The organism is Fictibacillus solisalsi (assembly GCF_900103485.1).
GTDB classification, from domain to species: domain Bacteria; phylum Bacillota; class Bacilli; order Bacillales; family Fictibacillaceae; genus Fictibacillus_C; species Fictibacillus_C solisalsi.
Genome location: NZ_FNHW01000001.1, coordinates 538439 through 560521 on the forward strand (window position 1 = coordinate 538439; position 22083 = coordinate 560521).

The window sequence follows — 22083 nt, forward strand, 5'->3', positions numbered from 1 at the left end:
CTTTACCTGTTTTACCATCATCTTTTTAAGGGAGGAAGGACGAATGAGTCAAGTTCATTTAATTCCTTTTAAGTTAGAAGAAGTTGTACAGACAGCCGGTGAAGAAATTCCGTACGGTATTCAAATGATCAATGCTCCTGCTGCATGGGAGCAGGAATACAAGGGGAAGGATGTGGTCGTCGCTGTTCTTGATACAGGCTGCGATGTAAACCATCCGGACTTGAAAGACCGGATTATTGGAGGAAGAAATTTTACGAGTGATGATCCTGAGGACTATTTGGATGGTCACTATCATGGAACACATGTAGCAGGAACGATTGCCGCAACTCTGAACAATAAGCTAGGAGTTGCAGGTGTAGCGCCTGAAGCAAAGCTTTTGATTCTCAGAGTTCTTGGAAAGGACGGAAGCGGTAGCTACCAGGGAATTATTGATGCCATCAACTATGCTGTTGAATGGCGTGGAGACAATGGCGAAAGAGTCCGAGTCATTTCCATGTCCCTTGGCGGACCGGACGATATTCCCGAAATGCATGAAGCCATCAAGAATGCCACTCAAAACAATGTTATGGTCGTCTGCGCAGCGGGCAACGAAGGCGATGATAATGAACGCACTGATGAGCAAGCCTATCCAGGGTATTATAAAGAAGTAGTCCAAGTCGGTGCGGTAGATGAACAAAAGCATCTGGCAAAGTTTTCAAATACAAATGATGAGATCGATCTGGTAGCCCCGGGAGTCAATATCCTTTCTACCTATCCTGGTGAAAAGTACGCCAAGCTCTCAGGTACATCCATGGCTACACCTCACGTTTCCGGTGCCGTGGCTGTCCTCATCCTGAAAGAGGAAGCAGAATTCGGCCGGGAGCTGACGGATCCCGAAATTTATGCCCAGCTTTGTAAGAATACCCAAACGATTGGCCTGACGAAAAAAGGAGAGGGAAACGGGTTGCTTTACTTCAAAATGGGTGAAAGAAACGGATCCGGCAACAAAAAAGAAGAAACAGCAACCGTTCAAAAGTAAGGCGGCTCCCAATTTTTTAGAGGGGATGTTGATCATGGCGGTTTATCATGTACTGTCCTTAATGATTGGCTTTGCCACGCTGACACTAAAACTGGTGGAGGAGCGAAACCGCAGACTTAGAAAAACATCACTTCCTTCCAAGAAGGAACAACCCAAACGAAAAAAAGCCTGACATTAAAAGAAAGCTGTTTCTCACAAGAGAATCAGCTTTTTTGTTTTTATTTTGCTGAGCCAGGCTGCCTGCTAAACCAGCTTTTATAAACAAAGATTTCATATCCAATCCTCCAAATCTCGTAATCTCCTAAATGATACCATATATTACAAGGGGAATCGCGTAAAATAATAGAATTTTTTGGATTGAAGGAAAACTTGTATCCTTTAAAGAATAGATAGAGCAGAGTATGGCAAAGGAGGCGGTTTATATGAAAAAAGAGAGGGTTATGGAGAATGGGAAGAGTACTGAGAAAAAATAAACAGGAGATGATGGTTTGAAGCAAGCCTTGCTAATTATTGATGCACAACAGGAATTAATGGATGGAAATGAAGAGAACGAGGAAGTCTATCAAAAAATGGAAGTCATTGATACGATTAATAAGGTTATTAAGAAGGCCGAGGATTTAAATGTACCTGTATTGGCTGTACGTGACCTGGACATTGCTGGAGGCAGTGGTGAAGGATTTCTTGTTCACAGCGAGATTCAATTGCCGGCAGATACCCCTTTCTTTGACAAACGTGCGACCAGCGCTTTTTATGGAACCGGGTTGCTGGAGCATTTACAAAAACAAGAGATTGAGCATCTGGTGATTGCGGGATGCAAAACGGAGCATTGTATCGATACCGCTGTTCGTATGGCAACGGTGCAGGGGTTTGATGTCACCTTGATTAAGGAAGGGCATTCCACCACATCCTCAAAAAGCTTGCGTGCCGTAGAGATCATTCAGCACCACAATGAAATCCTTCACGGCCATTATAATGTAGACCATTTTTCCATGGTAAGAAGTGCTGGCGAAACCGTATTCGAACCACTTCATTACAAGTACCGATAATAGCTTAACGAACACAAAGAAGACCTCATGGGGGTCTTCTTTTTTATATTAAGAAAGTCTTAAGAATTATACTGACTGATTGTTAAGATTTACAGGTTAAGATACAGGTAATCCACAAAACAGGACATGGTATAATTTTGAAGGGAGCGTGAGAAAAATGAGCGAATTTACAGTATTGGTTGTAGATGATGAAAAAGAAATCAGAGATGCCATTGAAATCTATTTGAAAAATGAAAAGATGAATGTCCTGCAGGCATCAGACGGCATAGAAGCCATTGAACTTTTGAATGAAGAAATCGTTCATTTAATCATACTGGATATTATGATGCCGCGCCTTGATGGCATTGCGGCAACGTTTAGGATCAGGGAACAGAAGAACATTCCGATCATTATGCTCAGTGCAAAAAGTGAGGATACGGACAAAATCCTCGGACTTCAAATTGGAGCGGATGATTATTTAACAAAGCCCTTCAATCCTATTGAACTGATTGCCCGGGTGAAATCCCAGCTGAGAAGGTATATGACGCTCGGGATGTATGAGGGAAAGAACTCGATCATAAATCTGAGCGGTCTTACTCTTGACAAGGATGCGAGAGAAGTGGCCATTCACGGGGAGGCTGTGAAGCTGACTCCAATCGAATACAGGATTGTAGAGCTTTTGATGTCCTATCCTGGGCGTGTATTTTCGATACATGACATTTATGAACGAGTCTGGCAGGAGCCCTGCTATAATGCAGAAAATACAGTAGCCGTTCATATCAGGAAAATCAGAGAGAAAATAGAGATTGATCCAAAAAATCCAAGATATTTAAAGGTGGTATGGGGCGTTGGGTACAAAATGGAAAAGTAGGCTGAGGTGGGGTGCATGGCTGCTCTTATTTACAATCGGTTTGAGCGGTACTTTAACCTTCCTGTCCCAATGGGATGCCTATCTGGGAAAGAGTTACTTTGATACGGATGAATTCCAAAGTGAGTACAATACGTTTCTGGGATATCTCCATATTTCCGAAGTCAGCAATTTGACAGGGGATGAGATGAAAGAAAGAATTACCGTTTCCGATGAGGAAATGGAGGAATACCGCTTCAGATACGGTGAGCTATCTGACCAAATCAATAGCATTCAGGAACAGTACAGACCGCAGCTGGAAGAGGCGAGAGCGGATCATAATCAAAAGCTTGAAAGCTATTATCAAAAGCAAAGAGACAAAAAGATTGAAGACATACAGAAAAATTTTGACAGTGAAAAATATGTAAAAGAGAAAGTGAAAAAGGAAAAAGAGAAGCAAATCGATCATTTTATTGAAAATAAACAAGAGGTAAAGAGGCAGTTCAAGCAATGGAATTCTTCTTTTGATTACTATTTGCAAAATAATGAGAGTGCTGAAGTTTTTACCAATCTCTCCTCTTCAAATAAACAGGATGCCTATCAAAAGTTAAACAATGGCAACATGCAGTTTGTTCAGGAATACAAAAGTGCAAAGGATCTGTCCATCTCAGACTACATGCCGCCCTCGGACGACACAGGAGAGGGTCCAAATTATGAAAAAACTGTTACTGATGTTTTATCTGATGAAAATCCGGTGCTGATCGGAAAAATTGGTGTGCCGAAATCTTTGCCTAAAACCAGCATGATTTATGAGCAGTATCATATGTTCAAGATCAATCAGCTCTTTTTTTACATCTACAGTTCTGTGGGTGTGGTTGGTTTCGCGATAAGTATCTGGCTTGCAAGAAAATACCGTTTGCTGGGTGCAATTGGTGAACTGCCAATTAAAAACGTATACCGAAAAGTGCCCATTGATCTAAAAGTAGTGTCCTTACTTCTATTTGTATTTGTTCTCTTGGTATCAGTCGGTAACATTTTTACGTTTACCTTATACGGCGACTATTCAGTCATGATCAAAAATACACTTTTTGATCTTTTATTTACAAGTATTATTGCAGGACTCATCTTGATTCAGGTGGTTTGCCTCCGTGCAGAGATAGATGAAAAGGGCTTGACCAGAGAGGATTGGAGAAATTCTCTCATTTACCGATTATGGATGGATGTGCTGAAGGCGTTTCATTCATTGGGATTTGCTTTTCAAATTCTCGTTTTGCTTGTCATTGTCTTTGCTTCCGGTTTTGGTGTGGGCTTTATTATGTACAACGAGCAGCTTATCGCACTATATCTCATACTCTTTTTGGTTGTTACGGTTCCGGCGCTGTTATTACTGCTACGGAAGGTTTCCTACTTAAACCGGATTGTCATACATTCTTCTGACTTGGCTGCCGGGAAAATGGAGCCGGATTTGAAGGCGAAAGGAAATTCTCCGCTTGCCGGTCTGGCAAGGAACATTAACACACTGAAGCACGGAGTAAAGGCACTGCAGAAGTCCGAAGCCAAAAGCGAACGGCTGAAAACAGAGTTGATCACCAATGTAAGCCATGATTTACGAACACCGCTCACTTCAATCATTACTTACACAGAGTTGTTAAAAACACCGGATCTTGATCAGGACAGCCAAAAGGCATACGTTGAAATTATTGACAGGAAATCAAAACGGCTCAAAGTCTTGATTGATGATTTGTTTGAAGCATCAAAAATGGCAAGCGGAAATATTGAACTTGTTCGAACAAAAGCAGATATTGTTCAAATGCTTCAACAGGCACTTGCCGAAAATGATGAAGCCATAGAGAAATCCAATTTGCAGTTCAGACTGTCATTTTCTGAGCATCCAATCCATGCGAATGTGGATGGTCAAAAAATGTGGCGTGTATTTGATAATCTGATCGGAAATGCGTTGAAATATTCTCTTGATCAAACCAGGGTATATATCGAAATTGAACAAAGGCAGGATGAAGTCATCATCTCATTTAAAAACATTACAAAATATGAATTGGGAGGCAACACGGAGGAGCTGTTTGAACGGTTCAAAAGGGGGGACACGTCACGCCATACGGATGGCTCGGGGCTTGGCCTTGCGATTGCCAAATCGATTGTTGATCTGCATGAAGGACAGATGGATGTAGAAGTAGATGGAGATTTATTTAAAGTGATAATCCGCCTGGATGCGGTATAAAATGAAAGATAGCTAAAGAAGCGGCATTGTCCGCTTCTTTTTGATATCCGGAAAAATCTTTTGTTTACATTTCTATAAGGTTCTGTTTTATTATAGGAATAGACTGAATGTAAGAGGTATAACTTATGCTAAATGTTTATTACACTGACACCGCAAACCAACTAACAGAAGTGGATGACATACAAAAAGGATGCTGGATCAATCTTATTGCACCGACCAATGAAGAAATTAACTGGGTGGTTGAAAAAATAGGTATAGATCCGGACTTCCTGAGAGATGCCCTGGATGAAGAAGAACGTTCAAGGGTAGAAAAAGAGGGCAATACCGTAAGTGTTATCGTGGACCTGCCGATTTTGGATTCAGACGAAAACGGAGTCCAGTATGATACCTTTCCACTTGCCATGATATCCACCGATTCTCATTTTATAACGGTTTGCCTAAGGGAAAACCCCATTCTGGAGCTGTTTGCCAAGCGCAAAGTAAAAAACTTTTTCACGTATAAAAAAACGCGTTTTGTGTTTCAGCTGCTTCAGATGATTGCTACTTATTATTTGCGTTACCTTCGGCAAATCAACCGGAAAACCGAGCAAATTGAATATGAATTACGGCAGACACTGAAAAATGATGATCTTTTTGAACTGCTCCGGCTTGAGAAATCTCTCGTATATTTTGCCACATCTCTTAAATCCAATGATGCTGTACTTGAAAAATTGCTGAAGGTCAGCTACTTGAAAATGTATGAAGAAGACAAGGATCTGCTGGAAGACGTAATTATCGAAAACAAGCAGGCGATTGAAATGAGCCTTATTTACAGAAATATATTAAAAAGCCTTATGGATGCTTTTTCTTCGGTAATATCAAATAACCTGAACGTAGAAATGCGCTTTTTAACGTCCATTACCATTATTCTTGCTTTGCCTACCATGGTAGCAAGCTTTTATGGAATGAACATACCGCTGCCTTTCCAGAAATATCCACATGCTTTTTTTGTAAGCCTGTGTGTGGCTTTTACCATATCAGGATTGGTTGCCTTTATCTTTTGGAAAAAGCGCTTTTTCCGGAAATAGAAAATCATTCTGCGAAAGGGAACTTTTCTCAATAAAGTTTCCTTTTCGTTTCGTTGAAAGAGAAAACGCTTTCCTGTTAAAGGCAAATGGGTTTACAATCAGGTTATCTTATCTTTAAAATTATGTTAACATTGTAAAGCGATATGAACTTAAAAGACATGTATCCTATGAACGATGATATAGAATATTAAGCATAGTGATCCAAAAAAGGAGATGCCAGCAATGAGCCAGACCATGTTAGAGAATGAGTCGCTGTCTCCCTACCTTTCTTTTACAAGGGAAGAATGGGCGGGCTTGTATTCGGCCGATATACAACCGTTAACAGAATGGGAAGTGTCGGAACTTCAGGGAATCAACGAAAACGTATCCCTCAATGAGGTCTCGTCTATTTATTTGCCATTGTGCCGGTTGCTTAACCTATATGTCACCTCTTCACAGCAGCTTCATCTGCAATCAAATGCATTTTTGCGCAAGCAAATGAAGAAGCCGCCGTTCATTATCGGAATTGCAGGCAGTGTAGCGGTAGGCAAAAGCACAACGTCCCGGATTATCCAGGCGCTTCTGTCCAGATGGCCCAATACGCCAAAGGTTGAACTTGTTACCACAGACGGCTTTCTTTATCCCAATGCTGTTTTGGAACAAAAAGGGCTGATGGGGAAGAAAGGATTTCCAGAAAGCTACGATTTAAAAGGACTGATCCAGTTTTTGTCCCAATTGAAATCAGGAAAGCCGGTAGTCGAAGCTCCCATCTATTCTCACTTGGAATATGATATCCTGCCAGACCAGGTACAAACCATTTCTGAACCCGATATCGTTATTGTTGAAGGTATTAATGTACTGCAGGTCCCGAAACAAAAAAGAAGCAAAAAACAAAATACACAAATATTTGTTTCGGATTTCTTTGATTTTTCCCTTTATGTGGACGCGGACGAAGAGGAAATCAAGCAATGGTATGTGGATCGATTTAAAATTTTGAGAAATACCGCTTTTCAAAGCCCGGTATCCTATTTTCACCGTTATGCGGATCTGAATGATGAGGAAGCAGTTGAATTTGCACTCAATATTTGGAATACAATTAATGGATTGAATTTGCGTGAAAACATCCTCCCGACTAAGTATCGGGCGCATCTCATTTTGGAAAAAGGAAAAAACCACTCTGTATCCGGTGTTAAAATGAGAAAAATGTAATTGGAAAAGACGGCCAAAAGCCGTCTTTTTTTATGAACTCTTTGGAACTGCACATAGCGGGACAGGAAATAGGGTATAAAGTAGAAGCCGATCGATAACAGAGCCTATATTACAAAAATTGTATCTATTTCCTCATTTTTAAGAAAGAGGATATAGAGTATGGTAATAGTACAATACTTACTAAAAAGTAACTTATTATCTTTTGGCGACTAAACAGCAACTGCTTTTTGAATGAAAACCCGCATGGGAGCTGATGTTGTGAAAGATTATGAATTGAATAAACATGTCTTTTTGGCCAAACTCATTACACAATATGCAAGAGTTCATCGGAAAGCAGTAGGTCCTGTTGCCGAGGAGTATATCCGTCAGATTGGATTACGCACGGGAGAATGGATTGAGGGCTATTACAAGGAATACAACAGTCCGTGGAGTATTCAGCAATACGTCGATATTCTGATCGATTTGAAAAATAAAATCGGCGGTCAATTTGAAATCATGTCCATCGATGGTGACCGAATCGTCATGAAGGCCATTCAATGCCCGTTCGGAGATGACGTTACTGATGCTCCCCACCTTTGCATGATGACGTCCAGCGTATTCGGCGGGATTGCTGCGAGACATTTTGGTTATGGGAAAGTTTCACTCAGGAAACAAATGGCGCTTGGTCACGATAACTGCGAAATTGCCATTTATTTAACGCCGGATGATGCTGAAGAGGGGATTGAGTATAAGGATTTGGCCATTTCCCCTGCTCAGTCGGACCCTTTTCTCTGGGAGGAAGAAACCATCACCATGTTGAACGAGGAGCTAAAGCGAACGGATGAAATGATGATCAAATTGCTGGATGAGTTGGAAGAATTAAGGGCAAAGGTAAAAGAGGATGGAAAAAGCGCATGCGATTGACAATCAGGAATGTTAATGCGTGTGGTGCCAAACCGCACTCTTTTTTTATCACACCCACACGTTTGAAAGAATGTATGAAAGGTTAAGAAGAACTAAAGGAGTGAAGTACCATGAAAACCAAAACAGCTAACCTAGACAACAGAAAACTTGCCTATATCGATGAAGGAAAAGGAGAAGCCATCGTGTTGCTTCACGGTTTTTGTGGAAGCCATGAATATTGGGAGGAAGTGATCCCTGAGCTAGCTAAAGAATACCGTGTAATTGCACCTGATTTGCGGGGGCACGGAAAATCATCAATCAGTGATTCTGCATGTGCAGTCGAGGATTTTTCTGAGGACATCAAGGAGTTGCTCGGGCAATTAGGATTGGATAAAGTCACGATGCTGGGTCATTCACTGGGAGGTTATATTACTTTAGCGTTTGCTGATCATCAAAGCAACCGGCTGAAGGGATATGGACTGATCCACTCAACCGGATTTCCAGACGATGAAGCCGGCCGGGTGAAGAGAGACCGTACCATTGAGCAAATCAAGGAAAAAGGAATCAAGTCAGTAATTGATCAATTGATACCCAACCTGTTTGCACCGGATACTTTGCTGACAGAGAAAAAAGAGAAGGCAATAAGAATCGGATATGAAACTCCGCCGGAAGGAGCGATTGCCGCGTCCGTTGCCATGAAAAACCGGCCGAATCGAAACGGCGTTCTCCAGAACTCCAACATTCCCGTTCTCCTGGTGGCTGGTGAAAGCGATCAAGTGATACACCCGGAAAAAACATTTTCGGTGTCCAAGGAGAATATCACCCAGACAACATTAAAAGGAGCCGGTCACATGGGAATGTACGAAGCCACGGATACTCTGATAGATGAAATTTTAGAATTTATGAAAAAAATAAAATAAAAAAAGGCTCCTGAATCTCAGGAGCCTTTTGTGTATTCCTTACTTTTGAACGTTTGCAGCTTGAGGTCCGCGAGCACCTTCAGTGATTTCAAACGTTACATCTTGACCTTCTTCAAGTGATTTGAAACCTTCGCCTTGAATAGCAGAGAAGTGTACGAATACATCGTCTTGTCCTTCAACTTCGATGAAGCCGAAACCTTTTTCTGCGTTGAACCATTTAACTTTACCTTGTAACATAGATGTTCCTCCTGTGTGGATAAATCCACGATTTATTACTATTCCTGCTCAAATATCATTCAAGACGCAAACCACTGCGAAGAAGTCATGTACCGAACAAAAATAACTGTTTCTACTGTAACACTCTTTAACCGAATACGCAAGAGTGTTAAGGATTTAATCATATTTTTATTTAAAAGTTCAGAAATGGGGAATAAGAGCTAAGAAGGAGGAGGATAGAATGAAGGCACAAGGATACTTAATCTTTGGATTGCTGTTTGCCTTATTGATTGCGGTTTTTGCTGTTGTAAATGGCAATGATGTAAGTTTTAATTATATTTTTGGGACAGTCAAATGGCCCCTTGTTCTCGTTATACTTGGTTCAGCGGCTGTTGGCGGCTTGGCCGTAGGCTTTTTTGGCATTCTGAAAGTGGTTCAGTTGAGAAACCGGGTCAGGCGGCTTGAATCCCAGTTGAAGAAGCAAGAGTCCTTGCAAAAGGAGACCATTGCTGATAATGATCAGCAGGAATCGATGGATGAAACACTCAATGAGCCTCAGCGAAGGTACCGTGCTGTCGAGGAGCCAAAAAGAAGCCGGTCTCAGATCTAATTCTGAGACGGCTTTTTTTGAGGAACATTTCACTCAACAGGAAAATGGGTTAAGGCAGCTTTACACCTCTGGAGGACACATAGAGTTCGTACCACTCTTCACGGGTCATGATTTCAGAGATGCGGATGGCATCGGCTGAATCCTTGATTCGCTGAACATTGGTCGTCCCAAGTACGGGCTGGATCCTTGCAGGGTGGCGCATTAGCCAGCCAAGAACGATGGCTTCAAGCGTTGTTTCTTTTTCAGTTGCCATTTTGGCTACCAATTTCTTGGTTTGAGCTTCTGATTCCGTTAATTCTATGGAACTGTTTCCGGAAAATATCCCTTTAGCCAGTGGGGACCATGCCTGAATTTGAATGTCATTTCTCATGCAATGCTCCATCAGTCCGCTTGTAAAATGAACGGACAACCCAGCTTCCTGGTTGACATGAACGCCTTCATCTGTAAAATCCACTTTGTTTAAACTCATTTCAAGCTGGTTAACAATCAGCGTTTCATCCATAAAGGCTTCCAATAGTTCAATTTGAGCCTGGTTCATATTGGATACGCCGAAATGGCGCACTTTACCCGAGGATTTCAACTGTTCAAAAGCTTCCGCCACTTCTTCAGGTTCCATTAGCGGATCCGGGCGGTGAAGCAGGAGAATATCTAAATAGTCAACAGAAAGCCTTTTCAAAATCTCATCTACAGAAGTAAGGATGTGTTCTTTTGAAAAGTCATACCGCCCTGGGCCAATATCATCCGCAAATCGAATTCCGCATTTGCTCTGGATTACCATTTGTTCACGAAGGCTCGGATTTCCCTGCAGGACGCGCCCAAAAGCCTCTTCCGCTTTGCCCATTGTATAAATATTGGCATGGTCAAACATGGTAATGCCTGTTGAGAGAGCGGCATCCACAGCCTTTTCGGTTTTTAATACTTCATCATCGGAAAGGGGGCTTCGGTCCCAGTTTCCGCCAAACCCCATACATCCCAGTGCCAATCGGCTGGATGTAATTCCTCGTTTTTCCAAAGGCATTTTGCGCATTATGTAACCTCTTTTCACTTGGATAGTATCTATCAAGATCATTGTAGTCAGGCAGCGCCAAAAACTGCAACTATTACGATCAGGTAAAACAAAGCCTGCTGTTGTCTTCAGCAGGCTTTGTTCTAATTATGCGTTATGCTGGTCAGAATCTCCCCAGCATTCCACGTTTTTTAAACCAGGAATGCTGTTATTGGTAAACACCGGATCTTTCCCTTGCTTCTTTTGTGCTTTGTAATGACGTAATGCCGCAAAGGCAAATTTGCCAAGAAGGGCAATGGCGATCAAGTTGATGATGGCCATCAGACCCATAAACAGGTCAGCAAGGTTCCAAACGAAGGTCAAATCCGACAGTGAGCCGAAAATTACCATCCCCACAACCGCTAACCGGTAGAAGAAAAGCCAGGTGCGGTTCGTATTCATGAATTCGATGTTGGATTCCCCGTAATAATAATTACCGACAATGGAACTAAAGGCAAATAGCAAAACAATGACCGCAACTAAAATAGTAGCCCATGATCCGATCTCATGGCTTAACGCAGCTTGAGTCAGAACAATCCCGTCGCTTTCATTGGATTTGAACATTCCGGACAGCAAAATAATGAATGCGGTGGAACTGCAAATAACCAGGGTATCCACAAACACACCGAGAGACTGGATGAGCCCTTGTTTTACCGGGTGGGTGACATCAGCAGTCGCCGCAGCATTCGGCGCGCTACCCATGCCGGCTTCGTTGGAGAATAATCCACGTTTAATTCCCTGCATCATGGCAGCTCCTACAGCTCCGCCGAGAATTTCTTTAAAGCCCGAAAATGCATCGTTCAAAATCAATCCAAACACACCTGGAATCTCAGAAAGGTTGGTGAGGATAACAAACAAAGCCAGTAGAATGTATAATCCGGCCATGAACGGAACCATTAATTCGGCTACCTTGGCAATTCGTTTAATACCGCCAAAGATGATGACAGCTGTTACTACCGTAATAATCAATCCTGTCCATATCTTGTCCACATGAAACGCATTTTGAAACGCGTTGGAAATCGTGTTTGCCTGAACGGAGTTAAAGGCAAGACCAAATGTGATGGAAATAAGAATGGAAAAAATGATTCCCATCCAGCGGGCATTCAGCGCTTTTTCCATATAATAGGCGGGACCGCCGCGGAACGTCCCGGTCGCCACGTCCCGGACTTTATAAATTTGTGCCAGGGTGCTTTCAACAAAAGCTGAAGCAGATCCGATCAATGCAATGAGCCACATCCAAAATACTGCTCCAGGCCCTCCGGTGGTTATGGCGATGGCCACACCGGCGAGATTTCCTGTTCCCACTCTGGATGCCGTACTAATGCAAAATGCCTGGAAGGAAGAAACCCCTTTTTTCTCTCCGGAATCTCTGGCACCCTCGCCAAGCAGACGGAACATTTCCTTAATCATTCGAAACTGTACAAATCTCGAGCGGAAGGTAAAATACAAACCAATCCCGACCAGCATGATGATCAGGACATAGCCCCATAAATAATCGTTTGAAAAATCAAAAATCCGATTAAAGACGTCCATGTCATTTCTCCTCTCGTGTGTGCAATGATGTAGTTGACATACAACTTCCAATTTAACAAACCCTTACATATATAGCAATCCTACCGAAAAAAACTGCATCTCCCGATGACGGGGATGCAGTCTGTTCTTATTAGCTGTAAGAGTGCCTCATTTGGTCGGACACGATCTGTTTGTGAATGAGAAGTTCGACGAGGGAGTACGCAAGAGCGATTAAAAATGCGCCCCAAAGTGAAACGTAGGCACCAGCCATAAAGGAGCTGATTAAATAAACCAGCAGATACGAAAGAACAAAATCCGCGATAAACGTTAACCAAAAGGATAAACGGGGCAAAAATATATATTCCATAAGTACCGCCAGCGGAGCCAAAATAATTGTGATGATCAGAAAGGGAAGCGGCTTATTGAAGCTCACTCCTTCAAACCAAAAGGTGCACAGAAGAAGAATCAGCGGAATGCTGATCACCTTCAGCAGTAAACTTTGCATAATGACAATCCTCCTTTGTCCACCTTTATTTTTGACGTATTGTTTAAAATTATGCTGATATTACAGATTATTGTTTTGCTGGCTGATTTCTCCTTCGTCCAGATAAAGGTTAACCCGTTCCAGGTTTTTATGTTCGTTGACTGAATCCCCCGCTGCATAATCTTCCGATCCAACTGGGTGATCGGCAGATCTTCCTGCAGCAATTGTCATTTCATCTTTTTTTGGAGCATTGGAAAGCATACTTTCAGTAACGGTGGGTTTCTTTTTCATATTAGCCTCCTTACAGTCAGTGCTATTGCAGCTGTTTTCAGTTAGCGTACTCTGTATCATCAGTCTTTATGCCGCTGAAAAAGGAATGGACAAAACTAACATAAAATAAAAAGATACGGGGTATAACTTAATTATCTTGAATAGTGGAGGTAGTTGCCCATGGAGTACTCTTTGTATAAGAAGGATGGAGCCTTTCCTTGCGATGTAACGATTGATGTGGATAATAATATTTATACCGTCCGGGACAGCGATACAACAGGCCAGATCTTCCAAAGTGCACCAGAAGTCGCCTCCTGGATTAAACAAAATTGGGCGCCCGATCAGTTCGAAAAACCTGATGATTACTATGATTTAGTCAATACACTCGAATCATCGCTGCAGGAAGATGAAATGGGAATCTAAAAAAGCTGAAGCCAGACAATGGTCTGGTTTCAGCTTTTTTTAGAGTGGGGCCTTTTATTCGGTTACAGAAATAAAATCAAAGGAGTGAACGTTGAATAATCCTCCATCGGTCAGCTTCAGTTCAGGGATGACAGGAAGAGCCAAAAAAGAAAGAGTGAGAAATGGATTATAATCCTGTGCGAAGCCGATGCGGCGCAAGGCTAAATTTAGCTGCTTCAGTTGTTTATAAACTTCCAAATGGCTCTGGTTACTCATCAAACCTGAAAAGGGAAGTGGCAGGGACGCGAGAATATCTCCCTCCTCGATTACTGCCAGCCCGCCTTTCATAGTATCCACGGCCTTCAGCGCTGCAAGCAAGTCTTGATCGTTTGTCCCGGCTGCAACAATGTTGTGAGAGTCATGGGCAACAGTGGATACAATCGCCCCCGAAGTGAGGCCGAGCCCTTTTACAATGCCATGGCCTATGCGGCCGGTCGCGTGATGTCGTTCTGCAACAATAAGCTTTAACTGGTCTTTGTTCACATCCGGCATGAATACGCCGTTTGAGAAACTTACGTGTTCTTTCACATGCTTCGTTACAATACGGTTGGGGATGATTTGAATGACATTCGCTTTTTTCTGGCCTGAGATGGGAACCGCCAAATCCTCGATGTCAACCGGTTTCAACTGAACACTGTTGGTGACGGTTGAGGGTGGGGATACGGGTTTTGGAGAAGGTTGAATCATTTTTCCATCCGAAGCTACTTTTACTCCATTCTTATAGACGTCCTTAATATGAAAACTGGTAAGGTCGGTCAACAATATAAAGTCGGCATCAAATCCCGGGGCGACAGCTCCTTTTTCCTTCAATCCGAAACATTCAGCGGCATTAAGGGTAGCCATTTGAATGGCAAGCAAAGGACTGAATCCTTTTTCAACCGTGAGTCTGATATTATGGTCAATACTGCCATGGTCCATCAGATCATCAAGATGTTTATCATCAGTGACGAACAGACATCGCCGGGCGTTTTTTTCTGTCACCGCATCGAGCAAGGCTGTTAAATCTCTTGCTGCGGATCCTTCACGCAACATGACATACAGCCCCCGGGACAGTCTGTCCCGAACTTCCTGTGGAGTCACGCATTCATGGTCGGTACGAATCCGTGCCGTTCCGTACACATTGATTCCATCGGCAGGAATCCCTGAGGCGTGGCCATCAACATGCTTATTATGTAGCAATGCATCTGAAATTTTCCTCGTCATTTCCTTTTCACCAGAAAAGACGGCAGGATAGTTCATAACCTCGCCAAGACCGATGACGCGTTCATGCTTGTAATAGGGATAAAGGTCTGAAGCGGTTAATTCTGAACCAGCATGTTCAAATGGGGTGGCAGGTACACAGGAAGGAAGCCCGATTAATACATCTAGAACGATGTTTTCAGATGCTCTTAACATGTAATCGATCCCATCTGTTCCGCTCACATTTGCAATTTCATGTGGATCCGCCACAACGGTCGTCACCCCGTGCGGGACAACGATATTAGAAAACTCCTCAGGCGGAACCATGGCCGATTCAATATGAACATGTCCGTCAATCAAGCCGGGACAAAGATATGCACCCTCTGCATCTAGTTCTGTTTTGCCTTCATATGTTCCAATTCCAACAATTTTACCTTGGCTTATCGCTACATCCGCCTCAATGACTTCAAGATTGAATACATCGATTATTTTCCCATTTTTAATAACCAGGTCGGCAGGAACCTTTTTGGAAGAGACAGCAAGCAATTGTGAAAGGTGGGATTCTTTATTGTTCATGGTTTGGCTCCTTTCGAACAGTAGTGGACCGGGCAGCAATCCTTGTACCCGGCCCATGATGGGATATTAATGGCTTCCCCAAATAAAGTTAATAATGAACGCGATACTGATCACATACATCATCCAGTGCATGTCTTTATGCTTTCCAACCGCAAGTTTTAAAACCGTATAGGAAATAAATCCGAATGCAAGCCCTTGGGCAATGCTGAAGGTCAGCGGCATGAGGATAATGGTCAAAAAAGCAGGGATGACATCCGTAAAATCGTCAAAGGAAATGGATTTAATTTCGCTGAGCATCAAGGCACCAACCAGTATTAAAATGGGTGCAGTTGCTACCGACGGAACAAACGAGATAAGAGGAGTGAAAAGAAGAGTCAGGAAAAACAGGATGCCGGTTGTTAATGCCGTCAGTCCCGTGCGGCCGCCCTCCGAAATGCCCGTCGCATTTTCGACATAGGCGTTCATTACCGTTCCTCCCATGGCCGCGCTGGCCATGGTGCCGATTGCGTCGGCTTGCAGGGCCCTGTCCAGGTTTTCAATTTTCCCATTTTCATCAGCAAGTCCGGCTTTATTGGAGAGACCAATAAGGGTTGCCAGATTATCAAATAATTCAACGATCGTAAACGAAAATAAAATCGACAGGATGCCGTACGCAAAAGCGCCTTTCAAGTCCATGGCAAGGAAGGTTTCCGAGAGGCTGGGGAGAGACAGGGAAGCAATGTCTTTCACACTGTGTGGATAGTCAATAAAGCCCGTCACCATGGCCGCTATGGACGTCACAAGGATGCTGATCAATAACGCGCCTTTCCATTTCTTTGACAGTAAAAACGAGGCAACAAGCAATCCGAACAGCGCAAGGAGCGGTCCTGTCTCTGTTATTTTACCCAGGCTTACAAAAGTATCTTTGTTGGAAACAACAATCCCTGCATTTTTCAAACCAATGAAAGCGATAAATAAGCCAATTCCAACAGAAATCGAGGATTTCAATATTGAGGGTACACCATCAACAATCCTTTCGCGGACACCGGTTATTGTTAAAATAAAGAACACTAGCCCGGAGATAAACACAGCTCCCAGAGCGGTTTGCCAGCTTAGGCCGGCGCCAAGGACGACGGTGTACGTAAAAAAGGCGTTCAAGCCCATACCAGGTGCCACGGCAACAGGGAAGTTCGCCCAAAGTGCCATTAACAGCGTACAGAACACACTGCCATAAATCGTTGCTGCTAAAGCAGCTTCCTTTGGAATACCTGCATCCGCCAGTATGGAAGGATTGACAAAAATAATGTAGCTCATCGTCAGGAAGGTTGTGATCCCTGCAAGAATTTCCGTCCTGGTTGTGGTTTTTCGTTCTTCCAGCTTAAAAAAACGGTTCAAAGAAAATTCTCTTCCGGCTCTCTCTTTTCCTGCTCCTGGCATAAAAATACACCCCTTTTCTTATGGTAGAATCCTTTAACCTTAAGTAATTAACCGATTTGAAGGGGAAGAATTCCTTTGATGACTATAGTTCTTCCAGTGCAGAGGGGGTGAGACAGGTTAATTTGTACATCCTATGTAAAAAAAACAGGAATATTCTCCTGTTCTTTAAGGGTGGTAAAGACACATAAACCATTTTATTAGCTTTTGTTATTTTAATCGTAAAAATAAACGCTTTTGTTTTTTTACAGAAGAGGCTCAATAAAAACGGTCATAATTCCTCCGCAAATCCCGCCGTCTTCATAAAGTAGGCCGCTTGTCAGATCGACTTTATGTGTAACAGGCTGTCCTGTTTTGATCACTTCCAGTGCTTTATCAATCACCTCTCCTTCACCGCAGCCTCCGCCAATCGTTCCGATGAGCGCTCCCGTTGATGTGATGATCATTTTTGAACCCTTTTTACGTGGCGTTGATCCTTTGGTAGAAACAATTGTGGCGAGAGCGGCCGGTTTCTTGATTTGCAAAAAGGTGTGAATCATGGTGATCATTTCGTGTTCCCGCAACGTTTTGTCCCCTTTCTGAACCCCTTTTTTGCCAATTCGCGAATATGAGAGCTGAGCGGCTCTCCGCTCTTTTTATTCCTGACGGCAAGGATTTCAGCGAAAATGCTGACCGCAATTTCTGCCGGAGTCTCTGCTCCGATATCCAATCCAACAGGGGTATGAATGTGGGTAAACGATTCTTTGGGAAAATCAATGCGGAGCTGTTCAAATACACCAGCAATTCTGCGCCTGCTTCCAATCATGCCGATGTAAGCAGGCCGGTCCTTTCTGGACAATAACTGCTGCAGGCTCAGAACATCGAACTGATGCCCTCGCGTTAACAGCAGAATGTAAGTGAAGCTTTGCAGGGGAACATTTTGAAAGTAGGAATGAAAAGATTGGCAGCACACCTCGTCTGCACAAGAAAATCGTTCTTTATTCGCAAAGGAAGGGCGGTCATCAACAACAGTCACCGAAAAGCCCAGCATTTTCCCCATTTGTGCGACCGGTTCCCCGACATGGCCGGCTCCCGCAATGATCAGATGTGGTGAAGGGGGGAAGGCTTCATGAAAGATGGTGTGCCGTTTATTTTGCCAGTAAAAATCAAGGGAAGTTGTGTGCTGCTGTAAAAAAGAAGGGGCGCAAAATGCAGCGGTGGCATTTGTTAAATCATCGGACACCCCTTTTTCTCCATAAGCGGTTTCAGGAAGTAGAAGAATGCGTTTGCCGGTCAGATCAGGACCCGCTTCTGTAAATGTGACAAGAGATACCGCTGTCCGGTTTAAGATGGCTTCTGAAAGTTTATGGTAAAGGGCTTCTTTTTTCATTGACGCACATCCCGGGATTTCAATGCCTTATAAATTCGTTCGGGTGTAGCAGGGAGATGCATGATTCGTACACCTGCAGCATCATATATCGCATTCATGATGGCGGCGATAATAGGAATCATGACAACCTCTCCAATGCCTTTTGCTCCAAAAGGCCCGGTCTCTTCCGTACTTTCGACCGGGAAGGTTTCGATAACGGGGGTCTCCCTGATGGTGGGTATGATGTAGTTTGTAAAATTAGCTGTTTGGTGATAACCGCCGTCCATTAAAACATCCTCATATAGCGTGTAGCCGATTCCCATGACAGCACCGCCCTCCGCTTGCCCCTCAAGACCCTGAGGATTAAGCACTTGTCCGGCATCGGGTATGGAAACGACGCGGAGGACTTCTGTTTCACCGGTAAGTGTATCAACTTCAACTAAAGCAAGATGAGTTAAATATCCGTATAAATGATGAGGAGCGCCTCCTGATTGGGGGAGTTCTTCTTTTTCCTTGGGAAGCATGAAATGGCCCTCTACCTTTGTTGAAAGCCGGTTTTCATGAAGGTAGGCATATAGTTTTTCATAGGTTGACACTTGTTCCCCATTCTTTGTCATGGCGTAATATTCATTTTCACCGATCAGTATGTTCTCCGGTTCCACCCTATGCTGGGCAGAAGCTGCTTCAGTCAGGACACGAATCATATGGGGGACAGCAGCAGCGATCGCTTTGCCTCCTGTATACGTGGAACGGGAGGCGGTAACGGTTCCGCTGTCGAGCGTTTCTGCTGTATCGCCCTGGATGACTGTTATTTTTTCAATGTCACAGTTTAAAAGCTCTGCTGCCACCTGGGCATAGACCGTGCTGTTGCCTCCTCCGATATCCTCACAACCGACCCCCACCTTAAACGTCCCATCCGGCAACAGTTCAATAGTGGCAGCTCCATAGTCCGGCAGACCGATTCCCATCCCGACCGCATGAAAAGAGGTGGCAATCCCGATTCCCCGTTTTTTCCACGGCTCACTGATGTTTTTTTTATACATTTCCCTGTTTTTCCAAAGCTCACATGTCTCGGCGGTTTCCAGTGTTTTTAATGTCCCTACGCTGGTTTTTAATTCATGCCCGATGCTTGAGCGCTCTCCTTTTTCATAGGCATTTTTCTTTCGAAGCTCAATGGGATCCATGCCAAGTTTTTCGGCGATCATATCCATGTGGGTTTCAATGGCTGCACATACCTGATTGACGCCGAATCCTCTGAATGCTCCTGAGATTCCGTTATTGGTATAGACGCAAAATCCTTCGAGATCAACATTCGGAATCTTGTAGGGGCCGCAGCAATGTTCAATCGCAAGCGCGATGACCGCACCTCCAAGCGACGCGTAGGCACCGGTATCTGCAACAGCACGCACCTGATTGGCAAGCAGGGTGCCGTCTTTTTTTGCAGCTGTTTTCATTTCTACCTTGAACGGATGCCGTTTGATGCCTGCGATAACGGATTCTTCACGGGACAAATGAATTTTAACCGGACGGCCGCCGCTATGAAGGGCAAGAAGGGCCAGGTAGATTTGGACAGTTATTTCATCCTTCCCACCGAAAGCTCCCCCGATCGGATGGGAAATCACCCGGATTCTTGCGGGATTCATGGCGAGAGCGCGGGCAATCTGCAGGCGGTCCCTGTAGGCATACTGCCCGGGGCAGCGAATGGTCAGCATTCCGTCCGGCTCCTGGATTCCCCATCCGCCTTCTGTTTCAATAAAGGCATGCATCTGGCGTGGAGAATAGAAAGTATTTTCCAGAATCACATCCGCTTCTTCAAAGGCCGTGTCCATGTTGCCGTTTTTTATGATGACATGGCTGTGGATATTGCCGTTTTCGTGAAGGGAGGGAGCATTGGAAGACATGGCAAATTCCGCATCAGTCACCGGGTTAAGCCGTTCATAATCCACTTCAATGAGCGAGATCGCATGTTCAGCAATCTCTTTTGTTTCTGCAGCAACCAAAGCAACCGCATCCCCTGTACAGCGAACCACATCACGGGCGAGGACAGGCTGATCCGGTACAACAATGCCAAATCCGTTAAAGCCCGGAATGTCTTTGTGGGTTAAGACACAGACAACACCCGGTAATGATTCGGCCTTTGACGTATTGATGGATTTGATTCTTGCATAAGGATACTTGGAACGAAGGACTTTCCCCCAAACCATCTGTTCAAAATGATAATCTGTCATATATTTTAGCGTGCCTGTTACTTTTTCCGGTGCATCCATCCGGGGCACTGGTCTGCCAATATATTTAAAATGGTTTTCTTTCATTGTCTGCCCACCTTTTTATTAAACGGTACAATCCTCTTTCTAAAAGGGCACTTGCCATATCTCGCCGGTAGGAAGCCGAGGCCCGTATATCAGAGATTGGCATGACTTCCTTCCAAGCAACGCTGCTGATATTGGAGATCATGTCAGGTGAAAGTTCTCCAAGTGTGAGCATTGCTTCACATTTTTTTGCTCTCAGGACGGTAGGGCCGACGGAACCAAACGCAATTCGGCCGCCTAAACATTCCTTTGTTCCTTCTTTCATGGACAGGCTGATCGCCACATTGACGATGGAAATTGATTGGGCTTTGCGCGGGCCCAGCTTTTGAAAAAGGCCGATGTCATGTTTACCGCGGACTTTAAATGAGATTTTCGTGATGATTTCATTGGGGAAAGCAACAGTTTTACCTGGTCCGACAAAAAAATCTTCTGCGCTGACTTGCCGTTTTCCGGTTATTGAGGTGAGTTCAATGATGGCACCTAACGCAAAAAGAGCAGGGATTGTATCGCCGGCAGGGGAAGCGGTGCCAATATTTCCGCCAATTGTGCCCATATTTTGCATCTGGGCTGCTCCGACTTCCCGGCAGGCTTGTACGAGGACATCGGCATGGTCCTGCAGGAGGGGAGATGAGATGATTTCTGAATGGGTGGTCAACGGTCCGATATGGATTTCATCTTTTTCGATCGTGATGAATTTCAGCTCATCGATGTTTTTCAAATTCAGCCAGTAGTCATGCTGCCATTTTCCTTCCTTCATGCGAACAACTGCATCGGTTCCCCCGGCCAGCAGCCGAAAGCTGGCTTTTTCATTCTCAAGAAGATAAAGGCATTCGAGGAGAGAGCGGGGTGAAAGCATATCTATCTCTGAAGCATACATTACAGATCCTCCCTATAAGCATCTTCATAATCGCTCGGTGTGTTGAAATTTAAAAGAATACGAGGGTCCGCGGTTTCCTGCAGTTTAACCTTGTTGTGATGCTTTTTAACGATGTTCCGCAGTCCTTCTGTCTCTTCTGCAATCAGGGTCAGCTCTGAATAAAGAGGGCTTGGCAGAAGGATCGGGTGCCCCCGTTTCCCGTTATAAACAGGAATGATAATAGATTCTGGATCGGACTTGTGAAGCTTGTCCATTTGGCAAAGAATGTGAGGCGAAAGAGGCTGATCAACCGCAGCAATAAGGACACCGGTCGAGTTCTTATCCATGGTATGCCATCCCATTTTGATGGATGAGCACTTTCCTGAAGAATAGTCGTTATTCATCACTATTTTCACAGAGTTGCCATCGAGTTCCCTTCTTAATTCGGCAGCTCGAAAGCCAAGTACCACTACTACATCCTTTATCCCTGAGTTTTGAATGGTTTTTACCTGATAAGCAATAAGAGGCAACCCCTTCCATTGAAGAAGGGCTTTTGTTCGGTTCATCCGGAAAGAGCAGCCTGCCGCAAGCAGAATACAGGATAGGCTGGAGGTGGTCAT

Annotated in this window: 23 protein-coding genes; 11 read left to right on the forward strand and 12 right to left on the reverse strand. The window is 43.9% G+C overall.

All coding sequences use genetic code 11. From position 1 onward, the window contains the following. Positions 1 to 43 precede the first annotated feature (43 nt). The 9 genes from BLT53_RS02760 (at position 44) to BLT53_RS02795 (ending at position 9183) form a co-directional block, all read left to right on the forward strand. A complete protein-coding gene (locus BLT53_RS02760) occupies positions 44 to 1018 on the forward strand; it encodes a S8 family peptidase (RefSeq protein ID WP_090232609.1) in 975 nt (324 codons plus the stop codon). A gap of 34 nt (positions 1019 to 1052) precedes the next feature. Beyond that, positions 1053 to 1190: a hypothetical protein gene (locus tag BLT53_RS24910; RefSeq protein WP_170834204.1), complete on the forward strand. Its 138-nt coding sequence runs from the start codon at positions 1053 to 1055 to the stop codon at positions 1188 to 1190. Positions 1191 to 1506: 316 nt separating this feature from the next. Beyond that, on the forward strand, positions 1507 to 2064 hold the full coding sequence (locus BLT53_RS02765) for a cysteine hydrolase family protein (RefSeq protein WP_090232611.1): 558 nt from the start codon (positions 1507 to 1509) through the stop codon (positions 2062 to 2064). 157 nt (positions 2065 to 2221) lie between these two features. Further along, the gene (locus BLT53_RS02770; protein WP_090232613.1) at positions 2222 to 2914 is read left to right on the forward strand and encodes a response regulator transcription factor; all 693 of its coding nucleotides are present in this window, start codon (positions 2222 to 2224) and stop codon (positions 2912 to 2914) included. Further along, positions 2892 to 5126 (forward strand): sensor histidine kinase, encoded by a 2235-nt coding sequence (locus BLT53_RS02775; protein ID WP_090232614.1) that lies wholly within the window; start codon positions 2892 to 2894, stop codon positions 5124 to 5126. Before BLT53_RS02770 ends, BLT53_RS02775 begins: the two co-directional genes overlap by 23 nt. A 125-nt stretch (positions 5127 to 5251) precedes the next feature. Then, a complete protein-coding gene (locus tag BLT53_RS02780; protein ID WP_090232616.1) occupies positions 5252 to 6193 on the forward strand; it encodes a magnesium transporter CorA family protein in 942 nt (313 codons plus the stop codon). 222 nt (positions 6194 to 6415) lie between these two features. Next, positions 6416 to 7381, forward strand: a complete 966-nt coding sequence (gene coaA, locus BLT53_RS02785) for a type I pantothenate kinase (protein WP_090232617.1) — start codon at positions 6416 to 6418, stop codon at positions 7379 to 7381. 258 nt (positions 7382 to 7639) lie between these two features. Continuing rightward, positions 7640 to 8284 (forward strand): methanogen output domain 1-containing protein, encoded by a 645-nt coding sequence (locus tag BLT53_RS02790; RefSeq protein WP_244520342.1) that lies wholly within the window; start codon positions 7640 to 7642, stop codon positions 8282 to 8284. A gap of 110 nt (positions 8285 to 8394) precedes the next feature. Beyond that, entirely contained in the window at positions 8395 to 9183 is a 789-nt protein-coding gene (locus tag BLT53_RS02795) for an alpha/beta fold hydrolase (RefSeq protein WP_090232621.1), read from the forward strand. A gap of 39 nt (positions 9184 to 9222) precedes the next feature. On the opposite strand, the gene BLT53_RS02800 is transcribed toward BLT53_RS02795, so the two are convergent. Further along, complete coding sequence (locus BLT53_RS02800) at positions 9223 to 9420, reverse strand: cold-shock protein (RefSeq protein WP_090232622.1); 198 nt, start codon at positions 9418 to 9420, stop codon at positions 9223 to 9225. Between the two features lie 220 nt (positions 9421 to 9640). On the opposite strand from BLT53_RS02800, the gene BLT53_RS02805 reads away from it, so the two are divergent. Continuing rightward, positions 9641 to 10009, forward strand: a complete 369-nt coding sequence (locus BLT53_RS02805; RefSeq protein ID WP_090232624.1) for a LapA family protein — start codon at positions 9641 to 9643, stop codon at positions 10007 to 10009. 49 nt (positions 10010 to 10058) lie between these two features. Here BLT53_RS02805 and BLT53_RS02810 read toward each other — a convergent pair whose 3' ends face one another. The 4 genes from BLT53_RS02810 to BLT53_RS02825 form a co-directional block, all read right to left on the reverse strand. Then, positions 10059 to 11036, reverse strand: coding sequence for an aldo/keto reductase (locus BLT53_RS02810; RefSeq protein WP_090232625.1), 978 nt, complete (start codon positions 11034 to 11036; stop codon positions 10059 to 10061). A 126-nt stretch (positions 11037 to 11162) separates the two neighbouring features. Next, positions 11163 to 12587, reverse strand: coding sequence for an alanine/glycine:cation symporter family protein (locus BLT53_RS02815; RefSeq protein ID WP_090232626.1), 1425 nt, complete (start codon positions 12585 to 12587; stop codon positions 11163 to 11165). A 130-nt stretch (positions 12588 to 12717) separates the two neighbouring features. Beyond that, a complete protein-coding gene (locus BLT53_RS02820) occupies positions 12718 to 13071 on the reverse strand; it encodes a DUF2512 family protein (RefSeq protein WP_090232628.1) in 354 nt (117 codons plus the stop codon). 60 nt (positions 13072 to 13131) lie between these two features. Then, positions 13132 to 13341 carry a hypothetical protein gene (locus BLT53_RS02825; RefSeq protein ID WP_090232629.1) on the reverse strand — a complete coding sequence of 70 codons (210 nt, stop codon included), beginning with the start codon at positions 13339 to 13341 and terminating at the stop codon, positions 13132 to 13134. Positions 13342 to 13500: 159 nt separating this feature from the next. Between BLT53_RS02825 and BLT53_RS02830 the strand changes: the two genes are divergently transcribed. Continuing rightward, the gene (locus tag BLT53_RS02830) at positions 13501 to 13743 is read left to right on the forward strand and encodes a hypothetical protein (protein ID WP_090232631.1); all 243 of its coding nucleotides are present in this window, start codon (positions 13501 to 13503) and stop codon (positions 13741 to 13743) included. Between the two features lie 54 nt (positions 13744 to 13797). Here BLT53_RS02830 and ade read toward each other — a convergent pair whose 3' ends face one another. The 7 genes from ade to BLT53_RS02865 all read right to left on the reverse strand — a co-directional run bounded on the left by ade (position 13798) and on the right by BLT53_RS02865 (position 22083). Then, on the reverse strand, positions 13798 to 15537 hold the full coding sequence (ade, locus tag BLT53_RS02835) for an adenine deaminase (protein WP_090232632.1): 1740 nt from the start codon (positions 15535 to 15537) through the stop codon (positions 13798 to 13800). Positions 15538 to 15603: 66 nt separating this feature from the next. After that, positions 15604 to 16953 (reverse strand): NCS2 family permease, encoded by a 1350-nt coding sequence (locus tag BLT53_RS02840; RefSeq protein WP_090232634.1) that lies wholly within the window; start codon positions 16951 to 16953, stop codon positions 15604 to 15606. A gap of 242 nt (positions 16954 to 17195) precedes the next feature. Next, positions 17196 to 17513, reverse strand: coding sequence for an XdhC family protein (locus BLT53_RS02845; RefSeq protein ID WP_244520343.1), 318 nt, complete (start codon positions 17511 to 17513; stop codon positions 17196 to 17198). Further along, positions 17495 to 18319, reverse strand: coding sequence for an XdhC family protein (locus tag BLT53_RS02850; protein ID WP_090232636.1), 825 nt, complete (start codon positions 18317 to 18319; stop codon positions 17495 to 17497). The genes BLT53_RS02845 and BLT53_RS02850 overlap by 19 nt, the downstream gene beginning before the upstream one ends. Continuing rightward, positions 18316 to 20610 (reverse strand): xanthine dehydrogenase family protein molybdopterin-binding subunit, encoded by a 2295-nt coding sequence (locus tag BLT53_RS02855; RefSeq protein WP_090232637.1) that lies wholly within the window; start codon positions 20608 to 20610, stop codon positions 18316 to 18318. Before BLT53_RS02855 ends, BLT53_RS02850 begins: the two co-directional genes overlap by 4 nt. Next, a complete protein-coding gene (locus BLT53_RS02860; RefSeq protein WP_090232639.1) occupies positions 20591 to 21484 on the reverse strand; it encodes an FAD binding domain-containing protein in 894 nt (297 codons plus the stop codon). Before BLT53_RS02860 ends, BLT53_RS02855 begins: the two co-directional genes overlap by 20 nt. Beyond that, positions 21484 to 22083 (reverse strand): nucleotidyltransferase family protein, encoded by a 600-nt coding sequence (locus tag BLT53_RS02865; protein ID WP_090232641.1) that lies wholly within the window; start codon positions 22081 to 22083, stop codon positions 21484 to 21486. Before BLT53_RS02865 ends, BLT53_RS02860 begins: the two co-directional genes overlap by 1 nt.